14 protein-coding genes are annotated in these 17,608 nt (G+C 44.9%); 9 read left to right on the top strand and 5 right to left on the bottom strand.

Annotation, left to right across the window (positions count from 1 at the left end; translation table 11 throughout):
- The first annotated feature begins 10 nt into the window (after positions 1 to 10).
- Together AC23P2_RS29295 and AC23P2_RS29290 are read left to right on the top strand one after the other, a co-directional pair.
- Positions 11 to 3,757 carry a hydantoinase B/oxoprolinase family protein gene (locus AC23P2_RS29295; RefSeq protein WP_487776494.1) on the top strand — a complete coding sequence of 1,249 codons (3,747 nt, stop codon included), beginning with the start codon at positions 11 to 13 and terminating at the stop codon, positions 3,755 to 3,757.
- Between the two features lie 66 nt (positions 3,758 to 3,823).
- On the top strand, positions 3,824 to 5,344 hold the full coding sequence (locus tag AC23P2_RS29290; RefSeq protein ID WP_487776493.1) for a helix-turn-helix domain-containing protein: 1,521 nt from the start codon (positions 3,824 to 3,826) through the stop codon (positions 5,342 to 5,344).
- A gap of 21 nt (positions 5,345 to 5,365) precedes the next feature.
- On the opposite strand, the gene AC23P2_RS29285 is transcribed toward AC23P2_RS29290, so the two are convergent.
- Positions 5,366 to 6,022 (bottom strand): ABC transporter ATP-binding protein, encoded by a 657-nt coding sequence (locus AC23P2_RS29285; protein ID WP_487776492.1) that lies wholly within the window; start codon positions 6,020 to 6,022, stop codon positions 5,366 to 5,368.
- 152 nt (positions 6,023 to 6,174) lie between these two features.
- Here AC23P2_RS29285 and AC23P2_RS29280 point away from each other — a divergent pair, with 152 nt between their 5' ends.
- Both AC23P2_RS29280 and AC23P2_RS29275 read left to right on the top strand, forming a co-directional pair.
- Positions 6,175 to 7,077, top strand: a complete 903-nt coding sequence (locus AC23P2_RS29280; RefSeq protein WP_487776491.1) for a LysR substrate-binding domain-containing protein — start codon at positions 6,175 to 6,177, stop codon at positions 7,075 to 7,077.
- Between the two features lie 70 nt (positions 7,078 to 7,147).
- Positions 7,148 to 8,332, top strand: a complete 1,185-nt coding sequence (locus tag AC23P2_RS29275; RefSeq protein WP_487776490.1) for a threonine synthase — start codon at positions 7,148 to 7,150, stop codon at positions 8,330 to 8,332.
- A 7-nt stretch (positions 8,333 to 8,339) separates the two neighbouring features.
- Here AC23P2_RS29275 and AC23P2_RS29270 read toward each other — a convergent pair whose 3' ends face one another.
- Genes AC23P2_RS29270 through AC23P2_RS29260 form a run of 3 tightly spaced genes read right to left on the bottom strand, consistent with a single transcriptional unit; the run spans position 8,340 to position 10,329 of the window.
- Positions 8,340 to 9,131: a glycoside hydrolase family 25 protein gene (locus tag AC23P2_RS29270; protein ID WP_487776489.1), complete on the bottom strand. Its 792-nt coding sequence runs from the start codon at positions 9,129 to 9,131 to the stop codon at positions 8,340 to 8,342.
- Positions 9,132 to 9,156: 25 nt separating this feature from the next.
- Positions 9,157 to 9,672 carry a hypothetical protein gene (locus AC23P2_RS29265; RefSeq protein WP_487776488.1) on the bottom strand — a complete coding sequence of 172 codons (516 nt, stop codon included), beginning with the start codon at positions 9,670 to 9,672 and terminating at the stop codon, positions 9,157 to 9,159.
- Between the two features lie 51 nt (positions 9,673 to 9,723).
- Positions 9,724 to 10,329: a DNA-3-methyladenine glycosylase family protein gene (locus AC23P2_RS29260; RefSeq protein WP_487776487.1), complete on the bottom strand. Its 606-nt coding sequence runs from the start codon at positions 10,327 to 10,329 to the stop codon at positions 9,724 to 9,726.
- A gap of 86 nt (positions 10,330 to 10,415) precedes the next feature.
- Between AC23P2_RS29260 and AC23P2_RS29255 the strand changes: the two genes are divergently transcribed.
- Positions 10,416 to 12,890 (top strand): bifunctional UDP-N-acetylmuramoyl-tripeptide:D-alanyl-D-alanine ligase/alanine racemase, encoded by a 2,475-nt coding sequence (locus AC23P2_RS29255; RefSeq protein WP_487776486.1) that lies wholly within the window; start codon positions 10,416 to 10,418, stop codon positions 12,888 to 12,890.
- Positions 12,891 to 13,025: 135 nt separating this feature from the next.
- Here AC23P2_RS29255 and AC23P2_RS29250 read toward each other — a convergent pair whose 3' ends face one another.
- A complete protein-coding gene (locus AC23P2_RS29250) occupies positions 13,026 to 14,060 on the bottom strand; it encodes a glycoside hydrolase family 43 protein (RefSeq protein WP_487776485.1) in 1,035 nt (344 codons plus the stop codon).
- A gap of 128 nt (positions 14,061 to 14,188) precedes the next feature.
- Between AC23P2_RS29250 and AC23P2_RS29245 the strand changes: the two genes are divergently transcribed.
- The 4 genes from AC23P2_RS29245 (at position 14,189) to AC23P2_RS29230 (ending at position 17,536) form a co-directional block, all read left to right on the top strand.
- Complete coding sequence (locus AC23P2_RS29245; protein WP_487776484.1) at positions 14,189 to 15,406, top strand: alginate lyase family protein; 1,218 nt, start codon at positions 14,189 to 14,191, stop codon at positions 15,404 to 15,406.
- 472 nt (positions 15,407 to 15,878) lie between these two features.
- A complete protein-coding gene (locus tag AC23P2_RS29240; RefSeq protein ID WP_487776483.1) occupies positions 15,879 to 17,090 on the top strand; it encodes a hypothetical protein in 1,212 nt (403 codons plus the stop codon).
- The gene (locus tag AC23P2_RS29235; protein WP_487776482.1) at positions 17,087 to 17,248 is read left to right on the top strand and encodes a hypothetical protein; all 162 of its coding nucleotides are present in this window, start codon (positions 17,087 to 17,089) and stop codon (positions 17,246 to 17,248) included. Before AC23P2_RS29240 ends, AC23P2_RS29235 begins: the two co-directional genes overlap by 4 nt.
- A gap of 33 nt (positions 17,249 to 17,281) precedes the next feature.
- A complete protein-coding gene (locus AC23P2_RS29230) occupies positions 17,282 to 17,536 on the top strand; it encodes a DUF262 domain-containing protein (RefSeq protein WP_487776481.1) in 255 nt (84 codons plus the stop codon).
- Positions 17,537 to 17,608 lie beyond the last annotated feature (72 nt).

Here is a 17,608-nt window from a genome sequence, read left to right as displayed (position 1 = left end):
CACCCTCATTATGTGGCACATTTGGATTGACACAGGCGGTACTTTTACCGACTGCCTTGCGCTTACTCCTTCTCAAGACCTTCTCCGAACCAAAGTACTTAGTAGCAGTTTTTTACGAGGTAGAATTGAACGAAAAGTAGCCTCGCATCAAGTCCAAATTTCCTCGTCTTGGGCATTTCCCCCTAAATTAATTGTTGGTTTTTCTTTCCGAATCGTTGGGCAGACCGACTTTCTCCACATAACGGCGGTTGAAGATAATGTTCTGACACTTTCCCATGACCTCTACTTGGGCGGCGACTCCGTCGATTTTGAAATTACAACCCACGAAGAAGCGCCTGTATTGGCGACAAGGATTGTGACCCAAACGCCGCTCGATGCCGCTTTTCCGCCCTTATCGATGCGGCTTGGCACGACCAAGGGGACAAATGCTCTTTTGGAGCGAAAAGGCGCAAAGGTGACGCTTTTTGTAACCAAAGGGTTCAAAGATTTGCTGCGAATCGGGACGCAACAACGCCCTAATTTGTTCCAAATTGCCATTCCTGAACCAACGCTTTTGTACCATCAAGTAGTTGAGGTAGAAGAGCGACTCGACGCCTCAGGCACTGAAATAGAAGCACTTACATTGCCTCTTTCTAGTAAAACCGCTGGAGAATCCATTGCTATTTCTTTCTTAAACAGTTACCGAAACCCCGCGCACGAACAAACTGTCCAACGTCATTTCTTGGCGCAAGGCCACCGCTACGTCAGTAGTTCAACCGATTTATACGCGGGGATCAATTACCTAAAACGTACCCAAACTGCCCTCGTCAACGCCTACCTACAACCGATTCTTTCGGATTATTTAAACAACATCATCGCCTCTTTTCGTCAAGAAAACAGCGTCCATTCCAATCACTCGGTCAAGGTAATGACCAGCGCGGGTGGCTTGGTAAGTGCCGAAAGTTTTCAGGCCAAAGACAGCCTCCTAAGCGGCCCAGCGGGCGGAATGGTAGGCGCAGCGGCCATTGCCCAACGCCTTGGTTTTAAGCGCTGTTTGACCTTCGACATGGGTGGCACCAGCACCGATACCGCACGTTTTGACGGAAAGCTAGACTTAGAATTTATCACCAAAATCGAAGGCATCGAGCTCCACAATCCTACCCTCGCCATCGAAACCGTGGCGGCTGGTGGTGGTTCCATTTGCACGTTTGATGGGCATCAACTACGCGTCGGCCCCGAAAGCGCAGGTGCTTACCCTGGCCCCGCGTGTTACGGAGCAGGAGGGCCATTGACCATCACTGATGTCAACCTACTTTTAGGCAAACTCGATACTTCCCGTTTTGGAATTCCCGTTCGCCTTGACAAAGCCAAAGAGGCCCTCCAAGGCATTCAACATCAGATTTTTACCAAAAACCAACAATTAATTTCGGAAGAAGAATTACTGAGGGGATTTGAACAAATTGCCAACGAAAAAATGGCCGAAGCCATCCGTCGGATTTCGGTCGCCAAAGGCTTTTCACCCAAAGAATATCCTCTCCTTACTTTTGGAGGAGCAGGTGGGTTACACGGTTGCCAGTTGGCCGAAATTCTCGGTATTTCAACCGTTATTCTCCCCTACGATGCGGGGCTTCTGAGTGCTTACGGAATGGGACAAGCTTCTGCCCAACGCATTGTTAATCAGCAAGTACTTTTGCCTTTGGCTGAAATACATGCGTCGCTTTTTGCTCGTTTGACCCACCTCACCGAACAAGGCACTCAGCTTCTCCAGCAAGACGGTACAGAACTGGTTGACAAAGAAAATGCACTCGCTTTGTTGTATTTACGTTTCAAAGGCCAAGAAAGTACCATAGAGGTAGCCGTCGCCGCGCAGAAAGCCCTTACTTTGGACGAAATTGAGGGTTATTTTTACGATAAATACCGCCGTTTGTTTGGCTACTGTCCCAACAACCTAACCATTGAGATAGAAAGCATCAAAGTTGTCGTTTCGGAAAAATCTCCCATCCAAGCGCAAGCCGAAACTGCTCAATTACAACAACTTGCCAGTCCCATTCACCAAGCAAAATACCCCGCCTACGACTGGAATCAATTGAAAGCAGGCGATTACTTTTCGGGGCCTGCGGTGTTGCTCAATACTACTTCTACCAGTTTTATCCCCGAAGGCTGGCAAGCTGTCATCACGCCTACTACCGACGTGGTTGTTAGTTTGGTAGGACAACGAAACAACATCGTGGACGCCCAAAGTGAAGCCATTGAATTAGAGCTATTTACCAATCGTTTTATGGCGATTGCGGAAGAAATGGGCGCTCAATTACAGCGAACAGCTTTTTCGGTCAATGTCAAAGAACGCCTTGATTTTTCGTGTGCATTGCTAGATGCCGATGCTGAGTTATTGGTCAATGCGCCGCACATTCCTGTGCATTTGGGAAGTTTGGGAATTTGTGCGCGGCTTGTTCGCGAAAAAATCAACATTGGCGTAGGTGATGTTATCATTACCAATCACCCCAAATACGGCGGTTCTCATTTGCCCGATGTGACCCTTTTGTCGGGGATTTTTACCCCCGCAGGCGAGCTCATCGGCTATGCCATCAACCGCGCCCACCACGCCGAAATAGGCGGAAAAACGCCAGGCTCTATGCCTCCCGATGCAACGTCGTTGGTGGAAGAAGGAGTCGTTTTATTACCAACGTATTTGGTTAAAAATGGTGAAATGCAGTGGGAAACCGTTACCGAACTCTTCACCAATGCTCCCTACCCTACCCGCGCTTTAACCGAAAATATTGCCGACATCAACGCTGCTTTGGCTTCCCTTCGCTCGGGCGAATTGGCACTACAACAGCTGGTCGAACAGCATGGTTTGGCAAAGGTGCATCGGTACATGAAGTTACTGAAAAGCAACGCTTTTGAAGCCCTCCAACACGCTTTTTTACCGTATAAAAACCGCGTTTTTGAGGCATCCGAATTGCTCGACGACGGGCATCGCATTCAGGTCTCAATACAGCCACACGCTACGGAAGGAATTGTGTTTGATTTTACGGGCACTTCTAACTGCCACCCTAACAACCTCAATGCCAACGTCTCCATCATTTACAGTGCCATTTTGTACGTTCTTCGTTTGCTGGTCAACAAAAACATTCCGCTCAATGAAGGACTGATGCAAGGCGTGGAGGTTTGCTTACCTGAAAACAGCTTTTTGCATCCCGTTTTCAGCGATGAAGCCACCAAATGTCCTGCCGTGGTGGGGGGCAATACGGAAGTCAGTCAGCGATTAGTAGATACCCTCCTCAAAGCCTTTGAGTTATCGGCTTGTAGCCAAGGGACAATGAATAACTTTTTGTTTGGAAATAGTGCTTTTGGCTACTACGAAACCATTTGCGGCGGGACGGGTGCAAGCCAAGGCGCTGACGGCCGTTCAGCTGTTCACCAACACATGACCAATACCCGTATCACTGACCCTGAAGAACTCGAACGGCGTTATCCTGTCCGACTCAAAAACTTCGCTATTCGGGCGCATTCGGGTGGGCAGGGACGCTGGAAAGGTGGCGATGGAATCGTTCGAGAGGTTACCTTTTTGGCTCCGTTGCGCGTGACACTCATCACTCAACACCGCATTGTGCCTCCTTATGGACTCGCAGGAGGCCAAAATGGCCAAGTAGGCCAGCAAACCCTAACCCGTACCGACGGAACTCAAGAAGTCTTGGCGGGGATTTGCAGCGTCGAAGTCGATACGGGCGATACGCTTTGCATCGAAACCCCAGGGGGCGGCGGCTATGGTGATTAAAGAAAAAGTGCTAAATTTACCCAAATCAATCAATAGGAAAGCGAAGCCTAGGTTTTCGAGTTCCTCATGTTTTACTCATCCGCTCATCAAGTGCCACTGAACCAAGATAATATTCGCCTCGTTTTTGGACTTAAACTGAAACAACTTCGCCTCGACAAATCTCTGTCTCTCAGCGACTTGTCGCAGCGCACGGGGCTTTCTATTTCTTACATCAATGAAATTGAAAAAGGAAAAAAATATCCTAAATCTGACAAAATCATTGCACTTTCTCGTGCCCTTGAAGTAGAATATGATTCGTTGGTTTCGATTAAACTCAGTAAAAAATTAGAACCTATTTCGGAGCTGCTTCAGTCAAATATCCTGACCGAACTTCCCTTAGATTTGTTTGGCATCGACCCCGCCGACTTGCTCGAAATGCTCTCCGATGCCCCCACGAAGCTCAGTGCTTTTATCGGAACGCTGATCGAAATTGCCCGCAACTACAACATGTCGGTTGAGCAATTTTACTTTTCGGCTTTGCGCACGTACCAAGAGATGTACGACAATTATTTTGAGGATTTGGAACAAGAAGCCGAGCAATTTTTGGCCCACTACCAAGTCCCTGAGGAGTTGATTTTGAACGATAAATACTTGGCGGATTTGTTGGTTAAAAATTACCCTTACGAAATTCAATTTATTGACGAAAAAAAATACCCCGAACTCATCGGTATTCGGTCGATGCTGGTTCCACGAGGTGATAAATTACGGTTATTGATAAGCCCCCAACTCGATGCCAATCAGCGCGCTTTTATTTATGGTCGGGAATTAGGGTACCAGTACATGAAGCTCAAGAACCGCCTCAATACCACACACTTAGTGGAAGCAGAGTCGTTTGAACAGCTTCTGAACAACTACAAAGCCTCTTATTTTGCAAGTGCAATCATTATCAAAGGAAAGGTACTGGCAAAAAAACTAAGTCACTTTTTTGAGCAACCCCAATTTGACGGAGAAGCCCTCGTCCAACTAATCGAATATTTCCACAGTACACCCGAGTCTTTCTGCTATCGGCTAAGTAATATTCTCCCTAAGTACTTTGGAATCAGTCAATTGTTCTTTTTGCGTTTCAACAATTTTGCGGGTCAGAATCGCTTCGACCTCACCAAAGAAATGCACATCGCCCGCAAACACAACCCCCACACCGTACGCGACGAACACTACTGCCGCCGCTGGGTAGCGTTGACAATTTTGCAGGAACTCGCTGAATTACAGTCAAAAAGCCAATATCAACATACACTGTGTCGAATGCAGATTTCGCATTATATGGACACCCAAGACGAATACTTTGTGGTGGCTTTTGCCAAGCCGATGTCACCAACTCCCAACCTCAACGTAAGCGTTTCGATGGGTATCCGTTTGGACAATAATGTACGTGCAAAAATTAAGTTTTTGAACAATGCCGACATCCCCAAACGCGAAGTCAACGAAACCTGCGAACGTTGTCCTTCGTTTGACTGCAAAGAACGCATGGCTGCCCCTACGGTCTTACAACGCAAACGCAAAAATGAAGCCATCCGAAAAGCCATGCTTCAGCTTAGTAGCGAACAGTAGTTTTACTAATACCCCTATCAGCTACAAGCGTAAGAGCCCATCAAGCATTTCTAACTTACGGTCGGCAAGATCGGCGAGGTGTTCGTTGTGGGTTACTATCACAAACGTTTGACGCAATTCGGTACGAAGTTTAAAGAAAAGTTGGTGCAAATCTTCGGCATTTTTGGAATCTAAATTGCCGCTTGGCTCATCGGCAAAGACAATGGCAGGGTTATTAATAAGCGCCCGCGCCACGGCTACCCGCTGCTGTTCTCCGCCCGACAACTGCGAAGGCAAATGTTGCATACGGTCTTTAAGACCAAGCATTTCTAACAATTCGGCTCCACGGCTTTTAATTGTAGCTTCGGGCGATTTTCCCCCAATAAAAGCAGGCATACACACGTTTTCGAGGGCCGTAAATTCAGGAAATAAGTTATGAAACTGGAAAATGAAGCCTATTTTTTGGTTTCTAAATGCCGCTAACTCTTTCTCCTTGAGGGCAAATACGTCGGTACCATCTATCCAAACCTTTCCATTGTCAGGGCGGTCGAGGGTACCTACTATCTGAAGAAGGGTACTTTTTCCAGCCCCTGAAGCTCCCACTATCGTTACTAATTCTCCTTTATTTATCGTCAGATCAATCCCTTTTAAAACAGGTAGATTCCCGTAATTGCGAACGATTTGGTGGGCTTTTAGCATAAAAAATAAGCAGTATTAAATCATCTTCTGAAGAACAAAGTAGCTCGCTCCTGCGCATAAAAACAAGCCCCTACGAAAAATTATTTATCGACTGAGCCCATTCGAATGCAAAAGGGACGTAGATTGCAACGAGTTCAACACGCACACGTTTGATGATAGACTTTGCTCACCTTGTTTTCCTGGAAGTAGCCAAAGAGCTCAACTTTTCGAAAGCGGCCGAAAAACTATACCTCTCTCAGCCCTCTGTCAGTAAGCACATCAAAAACTTAGAGGGACTTTACAGCCTCGCGTTGTTTGAACGTAAAACCAATGGAATCTGCCTGACAGAAGAAGGGAAAATCTTGTTTGAGTACGTTACCAAAGCTCAGCATTTAAAGCAAGAATTGCAGTTTGATATCTCAACCCTTCGTCACCAAGCAGAAGCCAAAGGTGCTCTCGTCGTAGGGGCAAGTACTACCGTAGCACTCTACCTCATGCCCCGTATATTTTCTTCGTTTCGGCACTCTTTTCCCCATATCCGCCTACAACTCATCAACCGAAACTCTGAAAATATTCTTAAAGCGCTTCTCAACCACGAAGTGGATGTGGGGATTGTAGAAGGAAAAAATAAATTAACATCGGTCTCCTATCAATTTTGGCTCCGCGACAAAGTCGTGGCCGTATGTGCTGCTCATAGCCCACTTGCCGAAAAAACAACCCGAACGCTCCATGAACTCAGCACCCTTCCCATTGCTTTTCGCGAAAAAGGTTCAGGAACGTTGGCTGTGGTGGCAGATGCACTTAGTCAGCACGGAATTTCAGCTCACCAATTAAACGTTCAAGCCATCATTGGGGGAACTGAAGCCCTCAAAAACTTCATCTTAGAAAACGGATGTCTTGCCTTTTTACCCTACTTATCGGTACAGAAACAACTTAAAAACGGCGAATTAATTCAAATTAACCTAGCGGGACTCGACGTTCACCGCGATTTTTATATTGTACAGCGCCAGGGTGAAGAAAATAACAAGCTAACTCGACTGTTTGTAAAACATTGCCTGAAGGATATAAATTTTTAGAATACCCTATCAAAAATCTGACTTTTCAGGGACTGTATGTTCGTCTTAGTTTTGTCAAAAAACATCGACGATGATTTCGCTTCAGCCCTCCATATCGCACGCCTCAGCCCTTCAATGCAGTCAATGCCAACAAACCTACTCGCTGACCAACTTAGCGACATTTTCGCCCTGTTGTCAGAAGCCGTTACTCACCACCTACCACATTCCCGCCTCTCTTTCTCCCGAGGTGTTGGTACATCGGCCGTTTACCATGTGGCGCTACCGCGAAATGCTTCCACTTTTTGATGATGCTCATAAAGTAACACTTGGTGAAGGAGGAACGCCTATCCTTTCGCTCCAAAAATGGGCAAATCGGCACGGCTATCGGCAACTTTTACTCAAAGACGAATCCCTCAACCCGACAGGTTCTTTTAAAGCGCGCGGATTGAGTATGGCCATCTCCAAAGCAAAGGAATTTGGGGTTGAAGCTTGTATCATCCCCACAGCAGGAAACGCAGGAGGTGCAATGGCCGCTTATTGCGCTAGCGCCAACATCAAAGCTACCGTTGTGATGCCTCGCCATACCCCCAAAGTTTTCAAAGAAGAATGTGAGTTATACGGTGCTAACCTTGTGTTAGTAGATGGCCTCATCAGCGATTGTGGAAAAAAAGTAGCCGAACTAAAAGCGCAAAACGGCTACTTTGATGTCTCTACAATGAAAGAGCCCTACCGTTTGGAAGGGAAAAAAACAATGGGTTACGAAATTGCCGAACAACTTAACTGGCAACTGCCCGACGTCATTTTATACCCTGCTGGGGGCGGAACAGGTCTCATCGGGATTTGGAAGGCATTTTTTGAGTTAAGAGCCCTGGGTTGGATTTCGGAGTCCATCAAATTACCCAGAATGTATGCGATTCAAGCCGAAAACTGTTGCCCAGTAGTAGCTACTTGGAACAAAAAACAGCCCAATGCCTCCCAATACCAAGGGAAGCCTTCAGTAGCCAATGGCCTCGCAGTGCCTCAACCATTTGCCGAAGCACTGATGTTGGAAGTACTGCGTGAATCGGGAGGCATTCCTGTCTCCGTTTCGGAAGATGAAATGGTACAAACCGTCAAGGAAATAGCTTGTCAGGAAGGATTGCTTGTAGCACCTGAAGGCGCTGCGCTTTTCAAAGGCTTACAAAAACTAACAAAAAGCCAACACATTGATCCTTCAGAAAGTGTTTTACTCATCAATACGGGAAGCGGATACAAGTACTTGGAAAATTTGTACTAATTTTTGGTCACTTTACACAAAGTTGCTTTAAATCTTCGACCTCCCCTAAAAAAACGTTATAATCAACTGTTCCGTTGATGCCATGAACATAGCCGCTTTTAGAGTGTTGCCAAAAGTGAATTTTAGCATCATCGTAGCGGTCTAGTGTCCAGCCCGAATAATCGGCTATCCAAAGCGGGTATTGGTCTAAGTTATCTTTGATATAACGGCGATAAAAATCAGCATTGGTATAAATAATAGGTCGAACACCGTAGTAGTTTTCGGCCAAACGAAGCCATTTTCCCACGTTGGCAATTACTTGTTCTCGTGAATAAACGTTGGTTCCAATTTCAAAATCAAGCACAGGAGGCAAATCCCCGCGCTTGAGTTTGACCATCTTTTTGAAATTTTCAAACTGCGGTTCTGGTGCTTTCCACGGAATATAAAAATGGTATGCCCCCCGATACAAACCCACTTCATCGGCTTTTTGCCAACTGGTTTTGAAGTCTTTGTCCATCAGTGACGTTCCCTCCGTCGCTTTCACATAGACAAATTGAAGGCGAATATCCTCAAACCTCATCGCACGCAGGTCATTCCAATTGATGCGGCCATTGTGTTTTGAGATGTCGATACCATGAATTTGAAATTTCATCGGCAAACGAATCCCTAATTTCGACACATGCCTCCATTGATTGATATTCAGGCGGTTATAATACCAAATTCCCCCTCCAATCAGCACAAGAAGCCCCACTAAGATAGCCCACCCAACGGGCGGAAGGGGGCGTTTAGGGGGTGTAGATGATGTTACTCGACGCGTCATAGCGTGCAAAAGTACGAACAAATCCTTAATCCTTCAGTGGGACTTCGGCCACTTCAGCATCAGGGTCGTTCAATTTCGATTCGTCGATGAGCGATAAGGGGACTTCCGCAGACAAGCGCTTAGGCGTTGGAATTTGACTCAAAAAGAACAACACCAACCCCCCTGCTATGCCCAAATACATGTTTTTTCCCGTCAAAAAATAAGCAATCAGCGAAAACAAAGAGGCTCCTTCAAAGAAGGCATATTTTACCAAAATGGTACTTTGATACGTGCGAAGTTTGTCAGAAAGTGGGTCGTTTTCTTTCAATTTCTTGAGCGTACTTTTTGACAAAATCCACCCCAAAAAGGGCATTAAAATCAAAATTGGAATAAAATATTGAAAGATTTCCCCCAGTGCAGCATTGTTTTGCATTACCTCTTCTTGGGTGCTTCTTAAAAAAAAGAAGACCGCTCCCGTTCCCACCTGTCCTAACAGCATGACTCCATAAATCAACATCAAAAGTTTGAAATATTGACTACTGGTCAAGATTTTCACCTCCATAGTTTCGATGAGTTTTTCTTTAATTAATTTTCCCTCAAAAAACAGACCAAACTATTTCTCGTTTGGCTGCCAGCGCCACAAATAGCGGCAAGCCATGGTGCGATGCGGGCGCCACTGCTCGGCAATTTCGTGCAATTTTTTGAATAAAGGTCGGCCCGTTTCGGTTAGTTGATACGCTTTCACCATTTTTTGACGTATCACCAAATCATCGACAGGAAAAACATCGGGACGATTCATCACAAACATCAGCAGCATTTCGACTGTCCAGCGCCCAACGCCTTTGATCGGAATCAAATAATCAACAATTTCGTCGTCCGTCAGCGTATCCAAATGCGCATAATCCATGCCTTTTTCGAGCGAAAACGTGGCTACATTTCGGAGATAATTGATTTTCTGAAACGACAGCCCTGCACTTCGCAGCTGTTCGTCGGTCTGGGCTAAAAGCAGTTCTGGATGCGGATACTGGTCAGGAAATAACAGCCTGAAACGGGCAAATATCGAATCCGCCGCTTTGACCGAAATCTGCTGAGAAACAATACTTTCCAAAAGTGCCAAGTACAAGTCTTTGTTCCAATCCGTTTTTTTAAAAGTAGGCGTAGCTTCAATGACAGACGCCAACGTGGCGTCCTTGCTAGATAGATAATTTTCGGGCGACATTGGGTAAAGTGTAATTTATTCGAAAGATAATCAAAAAGGTGATTCAGAGAAACGTTAATTTTGGGGCATTACTTTTTTTATTGAAAATGATAACCACCACGTTCTTACATACACCCATTGAAACCTCAGCGACGTACTTGCTGACCGATAGCCGTCAGTTGGTGTTTCCTCAGCAGACCCTTTTTTTTGCCATCAAAGGCCAACACCACGATGGGCATCACTACCTCGGTGATTTGTACCAAAAAGGTGTACGTCAGTTTGTAGTTGAGAAAAAAGCACTCACCGATGCCCTTACCGACCAGTTAGAAAGTTTTGAAGATGCCCAAATCTGGGAAGTTGACAATAGCATCAAAGCCCTGCAAGAACTGGCCAAACGCCACCGCACCCAGTTTGATATTCCCGTTGTTGGCGTCACAGGTAGCAACGGAAAAACCATTGTCAAAGAATGGTTGAGCCAGTTGATGAGCGCCGATTTTCGGATTGCTAAAAGCCCTAAAAGCTATAATTCTCAAATTGGAGTTCCGCTTTCGGTGTGGCAGCTCAATGATACGCATACCCTAGGTATTTTTGAGGCGGGTATTTCGCAGTCGCACGAGATGAAGGCTTTGCAAGAAATCATTCGCCCCACCATCGGAATTTTCACCAATATTGGCTCTGCCCACGACGAAGGTTTCCGCAGTCGGAAACAAAAGGCAACAGAAAAGCTTCGGCTGTTTACCCAAAGTCAGCACCTGATTTATCGGGCCGATTACGCCGACATTGACGAAGAAATAAGACTGATTCTCAAGCCAGTAAATCCAACTTGTGAGTTAATAAGCTGGGGAACTTCAGAGACCTGTACCGTCAAAGTAGATTGGCACAAAGATGCCAATCAGACCTATATTGTCATGAAATCGGAGGTCAACAAATTTGACGACCAACTCTTCGCTGTGCCATTTACCGACGATGCCTCGGTCGAGAACCTCGTTCATTGTTTGATTTTGATGCTTCACATGGGTATTCCTTCGGGGGAAATTCGTCAGCGGATTTCCCGTTTACGACCCATTTCGATGCGTCTTGAACTCAAGGAAGGCATCAATGATTGTTATCTGATTGACGACACCTACAACAACGACCTCGTTGGCCTGAGCATTGCACTTAATTTTCTAAGCCAACAAGAACAACGCCCGCACAAATGCGCGATTCTTTCTGATTTGCTTCAAACGGGACAAAAAGAAGAGGAGTTGTACGCCCAAATCAATACGCTTTTGCAGCAAAAAAGAGTAGAAAAACTCATTGCTATTGGCGATGCCTTTGCCCGTAATGCGCACCTCATCAGCATTCCTGCCGAATTTTACCCTAGTACTTCGGAGTTTTTGGGCAGCTTAGACACCAATGCCTTTAGAGACGCAATTGTGCTTATCAAAGGCGCACGCCCCTTTCAGTTTGAGCGGATTGTCAACCGCCTACAGCAGCGCGTTCACGGTACGGTGTTAGAAATCAACCTTGATGCACTTACCCACAACCTCAACTTTTACCGAAATCGGGTTGGCAACGATACCCGTATCATGGTCATGGTGAAGGCTTTTGCGTACGGAAGTGGGAGTGCCGAAGTAGCTCAACTACTACAGTTTCACCGCGTTGACTACCTTGCGGTAGCTTATACCGACGAAGGTGTCACACTGCGTCAAAACGGGATTGAGCTTCCCATCATGGTCATGAATCCGTCGCATTCGACCTTCGATAAGTTGTTGGAATTTCAACTAGAGCCCGAAATCTACAGCCACAAAATCTTGGCCGAATGGCTCGAATTTATCACCGAAAAATCTGCCGCCGCACAGTTGCCTATCCACCTCAAGCTCGACACAGGAATGCACCGTCTTGGCTTTACGGATGCCGATTTACCCCGCCTTATCGAGCGTTTGGCACCGTATCCTACCTTAAAAGTGGCATCTATTTTCAGTCATTTGGTAGGGGCAGACGAAGCCATTCACAACGATTTTTCACGTCTGCAATACGAGCGTTTTGTGGCAGGGGCTGCACAGCTTGAGGCGGCGTTGGGCTATCGCCCGCTGCGTCATATTCTCAATTCGGCGGGGATTGTTCGTTTCCCCGATTATAAGCTTGACATGGTTCGGCTAGGAATTGGGCTGTATGGCGTGGAGGTTAATCGTCAAGAACAGCGTTTATTACAACAAATTGGAACGTTTAAAACGGTAGTGTCCCAGGTAAAACATTTACCCGCAGGCGAGACCATCGGATACAGCCGAAAAGGTGTTTTGGAACGTACCTCGTCGATTGCGACCATTGCGATTGGTTACGCCGACGGCTACGACCGCCGTTTTAGCAAAGGCGTTGGCAAAGTGCTTATCAATGGTGCTTTGTGCCCCGTGGTTGGTAACGTCTGCATGGACATGACGATGGTGGACAGTACGGGCGTACAAGTAGAAGAAGGCGATGAAGTCATTATTTTTGGGCCAGCACTTCCCATTTACAATCTTTCCGAACAAATCGGCACCATTTCGTACGAAATCCTAACGGGGATTAGTGAACGCGTCAAAAGGGTTTTTTATAAGGAGTAAAAAGGGGAATAAAGTAAATGCGCAAAATAAAACAAGCCTCTTGTGAACATAGGCTGAATCTCCTCAAACCCCAGCCTAAAGGACTGGGGTTTGAGCATTAGATAGCCAGTCTGCTTTTGCTTAATTAATCAACCATCATTTCTTCAACGTCCGTTTTTCAACTCCCTCAAACGTCATTTTCACATCTTTGATGGAGCCGTCTTCGTTGAAATACAGGTGGTCGATGCACACAACGCGGTGGTCGCGGTCTTTATTCGGAATTGGGCGGCGGTGGTAAACGATGTACCAATCGTCAGTTTTAGGAATGTTAATCACCGAGTGGTGCCCTGCGCCCGTTGCTACTTTTTCGTCGGCCACCAAAATCGTTGATTTTTTCTCAAATGGCCCCCAAACCGAGTCCGCTACGCCGTAAGCCACTTTGTAGGTGCCGTTGGTCCAGCCGCCTTCCGACCACATCAGGTAATATTTCCCGTTCCGAATAAACATAATTGGCCCTTCTACGTAGCCTTTGGGCGTAATTTCTTTCACCATTTCGCCGTTTTCGAGCGGCATAAGACCCGTAAAATCATCTTTTAACTTGGCGATATTGCAGCGACCCCAGCCCCCATAAATGATGTAATACTGCCCATCTTTGTCTTTAAAAACAGCTTGGTCGATGGGCTGCGCTTTGTTGTAAAACTGATTGATGAGCGGTTTGCCCAAATAATCTTTGTACGGCCCTTCGGGACGTGAAGCAACGCCAATGCCAATGCCTCCGATTTTATCGTCTTTATCAGGATTGTTAGCTCCAAACCCTTTGCGTTCCGAACTCTGGATGTCATTTGCAGCAAAAAACAAAAAATATTTGTTGTCTTTTGGCACGATACAAGGTGCCCACATGGCCATTTTTGCCCACTTCACTGCGGAGGTATCAATAATCCGAGGGTGCTTTTCCCATTTGATTAAGTCCTTCGATGAAAACGCATCCAAAAACACTTGGTCTTTGTATTTGGCCGAAAAAGTAGGAAAAATCCAGTACTCTTTCCCCAAAATAACGGCTTCTGGATCGGCATACCAGCCGTCAAAAATGGGGTTTCCTGATGTTTTTTTGGACGTCTGTGCAACAACGATGTTGGATGCAACAGCGGCGATTACGACTAGCAAAGTCTTGCATTTGAAAATAGAAATCATGGAATGATGTTTAGGATTCGGCGCTAAAATTAGAGGATATTCGTCGGTTATCAAAAATTCAATCGGGGACGGTATTTTAATTCAACCTGCGACTTTTTCCCGTACGTACTTCCATTTTCTCTATTATTATGTATCCCAACCGCCTTTTTTTATTTATCGTGTCGTTGGCAATGACTTTGTCTGTTCGAGGTCAAAAATCCCCTGCGACCCTCCTCATGGATGCCAAAGTTTTGAACACAAACAAACAGTTAATTCTTAAGGGAAACGCCTCATTAAAAGCCGCTTATCGGCAGCTATTGGCAGAAGCCGATCAGCTGATCAAAAACAACAAGGTGTATTCGGTGATGGACAAAATCCCGTTGCCACCTAGTGGCGACAAACACGATTATATGTCGCAAGCGCCGTATTGGTGGCCTGACCCTGCCAAGCCCGACGGAAAACCGTACATTCGCCGCGACGGCGACCGAAATCCCGAAATCAATGGCATTACTGACCACGACCATTTTGATAAACTCATGGCGGAGTCGGAGATCTTGGGGTTGGCGTATTTTTATTCGGGCGAGGAAAAGTACGCCGAATTTGAGGCAAAACTGCTCAAAACGTGGTTTCTGAACCCTGAAACCCGCATGAATCCCCACCTGAACTACGGACAGGGCATTCCTGGCATCAACACAGGCAGGGGCATCGGTATCATCGAAACGCGTGAAATAGGAAAAGTGTGCGACGCGGCAGCGTTGTTGGCAGGCTCCAAACATTGGGACGTAGCCACTCAGCAAGAGCTTAAAAAATGGTTTTTGTCGTACATGGAATGGCTGATGACCAGCGACTTGGGCAAAGATGAAGCCGACGAACACAACAACCACGGGACGTATTATGACGTGCAGCTTGTCGCCCTTGCCTTGGCCTGTGGCCGCCAAGAAATAGCCGAAAAGCAGCTTACCGTGACCAAAGAACGCATGGCAAGCCAACTCAAAGCCGACGGAAGTCAACCGCACGAGTTGGCCAGAACGCTCTCATGGAATTATACCAATATGAACTTGTGGGGTTTTATGACCCTGGCCCGCTTGGCAGAGCATACCAAGACAGACTTATGGAATTTTACGACCAAAGACGGCAAAGGAATTCGCCCCTGCGTGGAGTTTTTAGTTCCTTATTTGAACGGTCAAAGAGAATGGAAATACCAACAAATCAAAGCACAGTCGTACGAACACACCGCGCGGATTTTTACGTTGGCCGCCCAAAAATACCAGCAACCCACCTATGAAAACATCGCCCAAACCGTAAAAGTAGAAGGCCGAAATGCGTTTATGATACCGTTGGTACTGGGAATTGACTCAAAAAAATAATGGTGGCACAAGCAGGGTTTTAAACTTGCCACCTCGACGCCCCCTTTGTCACTTCGACGAAGGCATTGTCACTTCGACGAAGGCTTTGCCACCTCAACAAACCCTTTGTCACCTCGACGAAGGAGAGGCCTACACCCATTTGAAAAAAAAATTCAGAATTTAGACAGTTAGTTTTGAAATCAACTAATCTTTGGGATATATTTACAAAACGGCATACACATTTGCTTTTTCTACCTCTGTATCTTTTAATTAGTTTTGGGTTGAGCACTGTGTTTGGTGTCGTTTTGGCTGTTAAGTGGGCGAGATTTGGAGATTTTTGCTGGGATGATGTATGTACACAATACAAAAAGTACGACATCTAAAGTGCAATAAAATATTGGTATAGTTAAAATAAATACGAAAAATACTGCAAAACTTTCGTCTATTTGGGAGTTAGCGGTAAGCGTAAAACGACAAAAATGAGACATAAACAATGATGGGAAATTTATTCAACAAGTATTATTTAAGTGAATTTGTAAGTGCATATAGAAAGTCACTTTTGGAACGCATTGACAAATTAGAAATAACAGACGGTACAAATATTCCCGCACTTGTTCAGAAACTTAAAGAAGAGTTCACCATTTATCCTATTACAATCGGAGAACCCAAGCCTTCAGAGCCTAAAGAGACAACAAGACAAAGAAGAAATGATTGGGGTGAAAATTACAATCAAAAAGTGTTTGAAATTTTCGTTTCGATTCCATTTGAAGGAAACGCAGATTTATTTTACTGCATGCCTTCTTCATCAACAGTAGTTTATCTTGACAAAAGCGCAACTATTAACAGAACTAACGTTACCGCAACAATAACACTAACACAACTTGATGAAAACGCATACTTCTCTCAAGTAAATAGTATTGTCGGAACTTTGCAGACAAACTTGCCTCGTGTTCACGCTGAAATAAAACCTTGGAATGACGGATTAGAAAATTTAATTCAACAATCATTGGAAAGTCGCAAGGGAGTCGTTTCTAAGAAGTTTGACTTTATGGAAAAAATAGGGTTGAAGGTAAATCCAAAATCCACAGAATTTTTGGTTCCTCCGACAGTTGTAAAAAAAGCAATTCCAACTCCTGCAACAGAAACAAGCAAAACAGTTGCAAAAGAGAAGGTTCCAATTCTTCAACAGGAAGTTTATGCTGACATTAGAGAAGTTTTGTACAATGTTGGAAAAGCAATAGAACGAAAACCATCAATATACAAGGATAAACATGAAGAAGATTTAAGGGATATTTTTTTATTATTCCTTGAAACAAGATACGAAGCAACAACAGGTGTTGGTGAAGCCTTCAATAAAAAGGGCAAGACGGATATCCTTCTAAAATATTCCAAAGACGGGACGAATCTTTTTGTTGCAGAATGTAAGTTCTGGAAAGGACAGAAAAAGCTAATGGAAGCCATAGACCAATTGTTGGGCTACTTAACGCACAGAGACTCTAAAACAGCATTGATATTTTTTGTTGACCAAAAAGAAATGACCAGTATCGTAACAACAATTAAAACGGAAATCACTAAACACCCAAATTTCATCAAACATCTTATAGACACGTACGAACATTCTATTAATTACGAATTTTCTTTGCCTGACGACAGTAATAAGAAAATTCAAATCGAAGTAATGCTTTTTCATTTTCCTACAATATGACAAGTAAGGCAGAAATAAAACGCCATACCGCTAACACGGGTTTTGCGTCAGGCGGGGTGACGTGCAAACTTGAAGCTTTGTGCTTCTATTCAAGTTCAGTGCTGGTTGACAGTTTTGTGCTCCGAAACCCGCCCGAACGCAAAGCCCAAAACCGTTAGTGGCAATTATAGAAAACGACAAATCCCAAATATATGAGCTTGACACCAAGAGGAATGAGTATTCAAGAAATTTATAGACAATACTCAGAAAAAAAATTTTTAGTTAATCGAAAGTATCAACGCAAATTAGTTTGGACGGTTGATGAAAAGCAATTTTTAATTGATAGTATAATTTCCGACTTCCCTATTCCACTAATACTACTTGCAAAAACAAATGATGATAAATTTGAGATTATAGATGGTTTACAAAGGTTAAATTCTATAATATCATTTATTGAAAATAGGTAACTGTTTAGGTAGCCCATTGAAAAGAGCCTTGTAGGACAGATTCGATATTTTGAATGATATTCCGATTCATTT

The organism is Runella sp. R0.1_18 (genome assembly GCF_057652155.1).
The sequence above is the reverse complement of the archived record's forward strand: the minus strand, read 5'-3'. Positions and strand labels throughout refer to the sequence as shown.

Excerpts from the sequence above, each read along its gene's own strand:
- AC23P2_RS29295 (WP_487776494.1), top strand. The coding sequence starts at position 11 with ATGTGGCACATTTGGATTGACACAGGCGGTACTTTTACCGACTGCCTT.
- AC23P2_RS29290 (WP_487776493.1), top strand. The coding sequence starts at position 3,824 with ATGTTTTACTCATCCGCTCATCAAGTGCCACTGAACCAAGATAATATT.
- AC23P2_RS29285 (WP_487776492.1), bottom strand. The coding sequence starts at position 6,022 with ATGCTAAAAGCCCACCAAATCGTTCGCAATTACGGGAATCTACCTGTT.
- AC23P2_RS29280 (WP_487776491.1), top strand. The coding sequence starts at position 6,175 with ATGATAGACTTTGCTCACCTTGTTTTCCTGGAAGTAGCCAAAGAGCTC.
- AC23P2_RS29275 (WP_487776490.1), top strand. The coding sequence starts at position 7,148 with ATGATTTCGCTTCAGCCCTCCATATCGCACGCCTCAGCCCTTCAATGC.
- AC23P2_RS29270 (WP_487776489.1), bottom strand. The coding sequence starts at position 9,131 with ATGACGCGTCGAGTAACATCATCTACACCCCCTAAACGCCCCCTTCCG.
- AC23P2_RS29265 (WP_487776488.1), bottom strand. The coding sequence starts at position 9,672 with ATGGAGGTGAAAATCTTGACCAGTAGTCAATATTTCAAACTTTTGATG.
- AC23P2_RS29260 (WP_487776487.1), bottom strand. The coding sequence starts at position 10,329 with ATGTCGCCCGAAAATTATCTATCTAGCAAGGACGCCACGTTGGCGTCT.
- AC23P2_RS29255 (WP_487776486.1), top strand. The coding sequence starts at position 10,416 with ATGATAACCACCACGTTCTTACATACACCCATTGAAACCTCAGCGACG.
- AC23P2_RS29250 (WP_487776485.1), bottom strand. The coding sequence starts at position 14,060 with ATGATTTCTATTTTCAAATGCAAGACTTTGCTAGTCGTAATCGCCGCT.
- AC23P2_RS29245 (WP_487776484.1), top strand. The coding sequence starts at position 14,189 with ATGTATCCCAACCGCCTTTTTTTATTTATCGTGTCGTTGGCAATGACT.
- AC23P2_RS29240 (WP_487776483.1), top strand. The coding sequence starts at position 15,879 with ATGATGGGAAATTTATTCAACAAGTATTATTTAAGTGAATTTGTAAGT.
- AC23P2_RS29235 (WP_487776482.1), top strand. The coding sequence starts at position 17,087 with ATGACAAGTAAGGCAGAAATAAAACGCCATACCGCTAACACGGGTTTT.
- AC23P2_RS29230 (WP_487776481.1), top strand. The coding sequence starts at position 17,282 with ATGAGCTTGACACCAAGAGGAATGAGTATTCAAGAAATTTATAGACAA.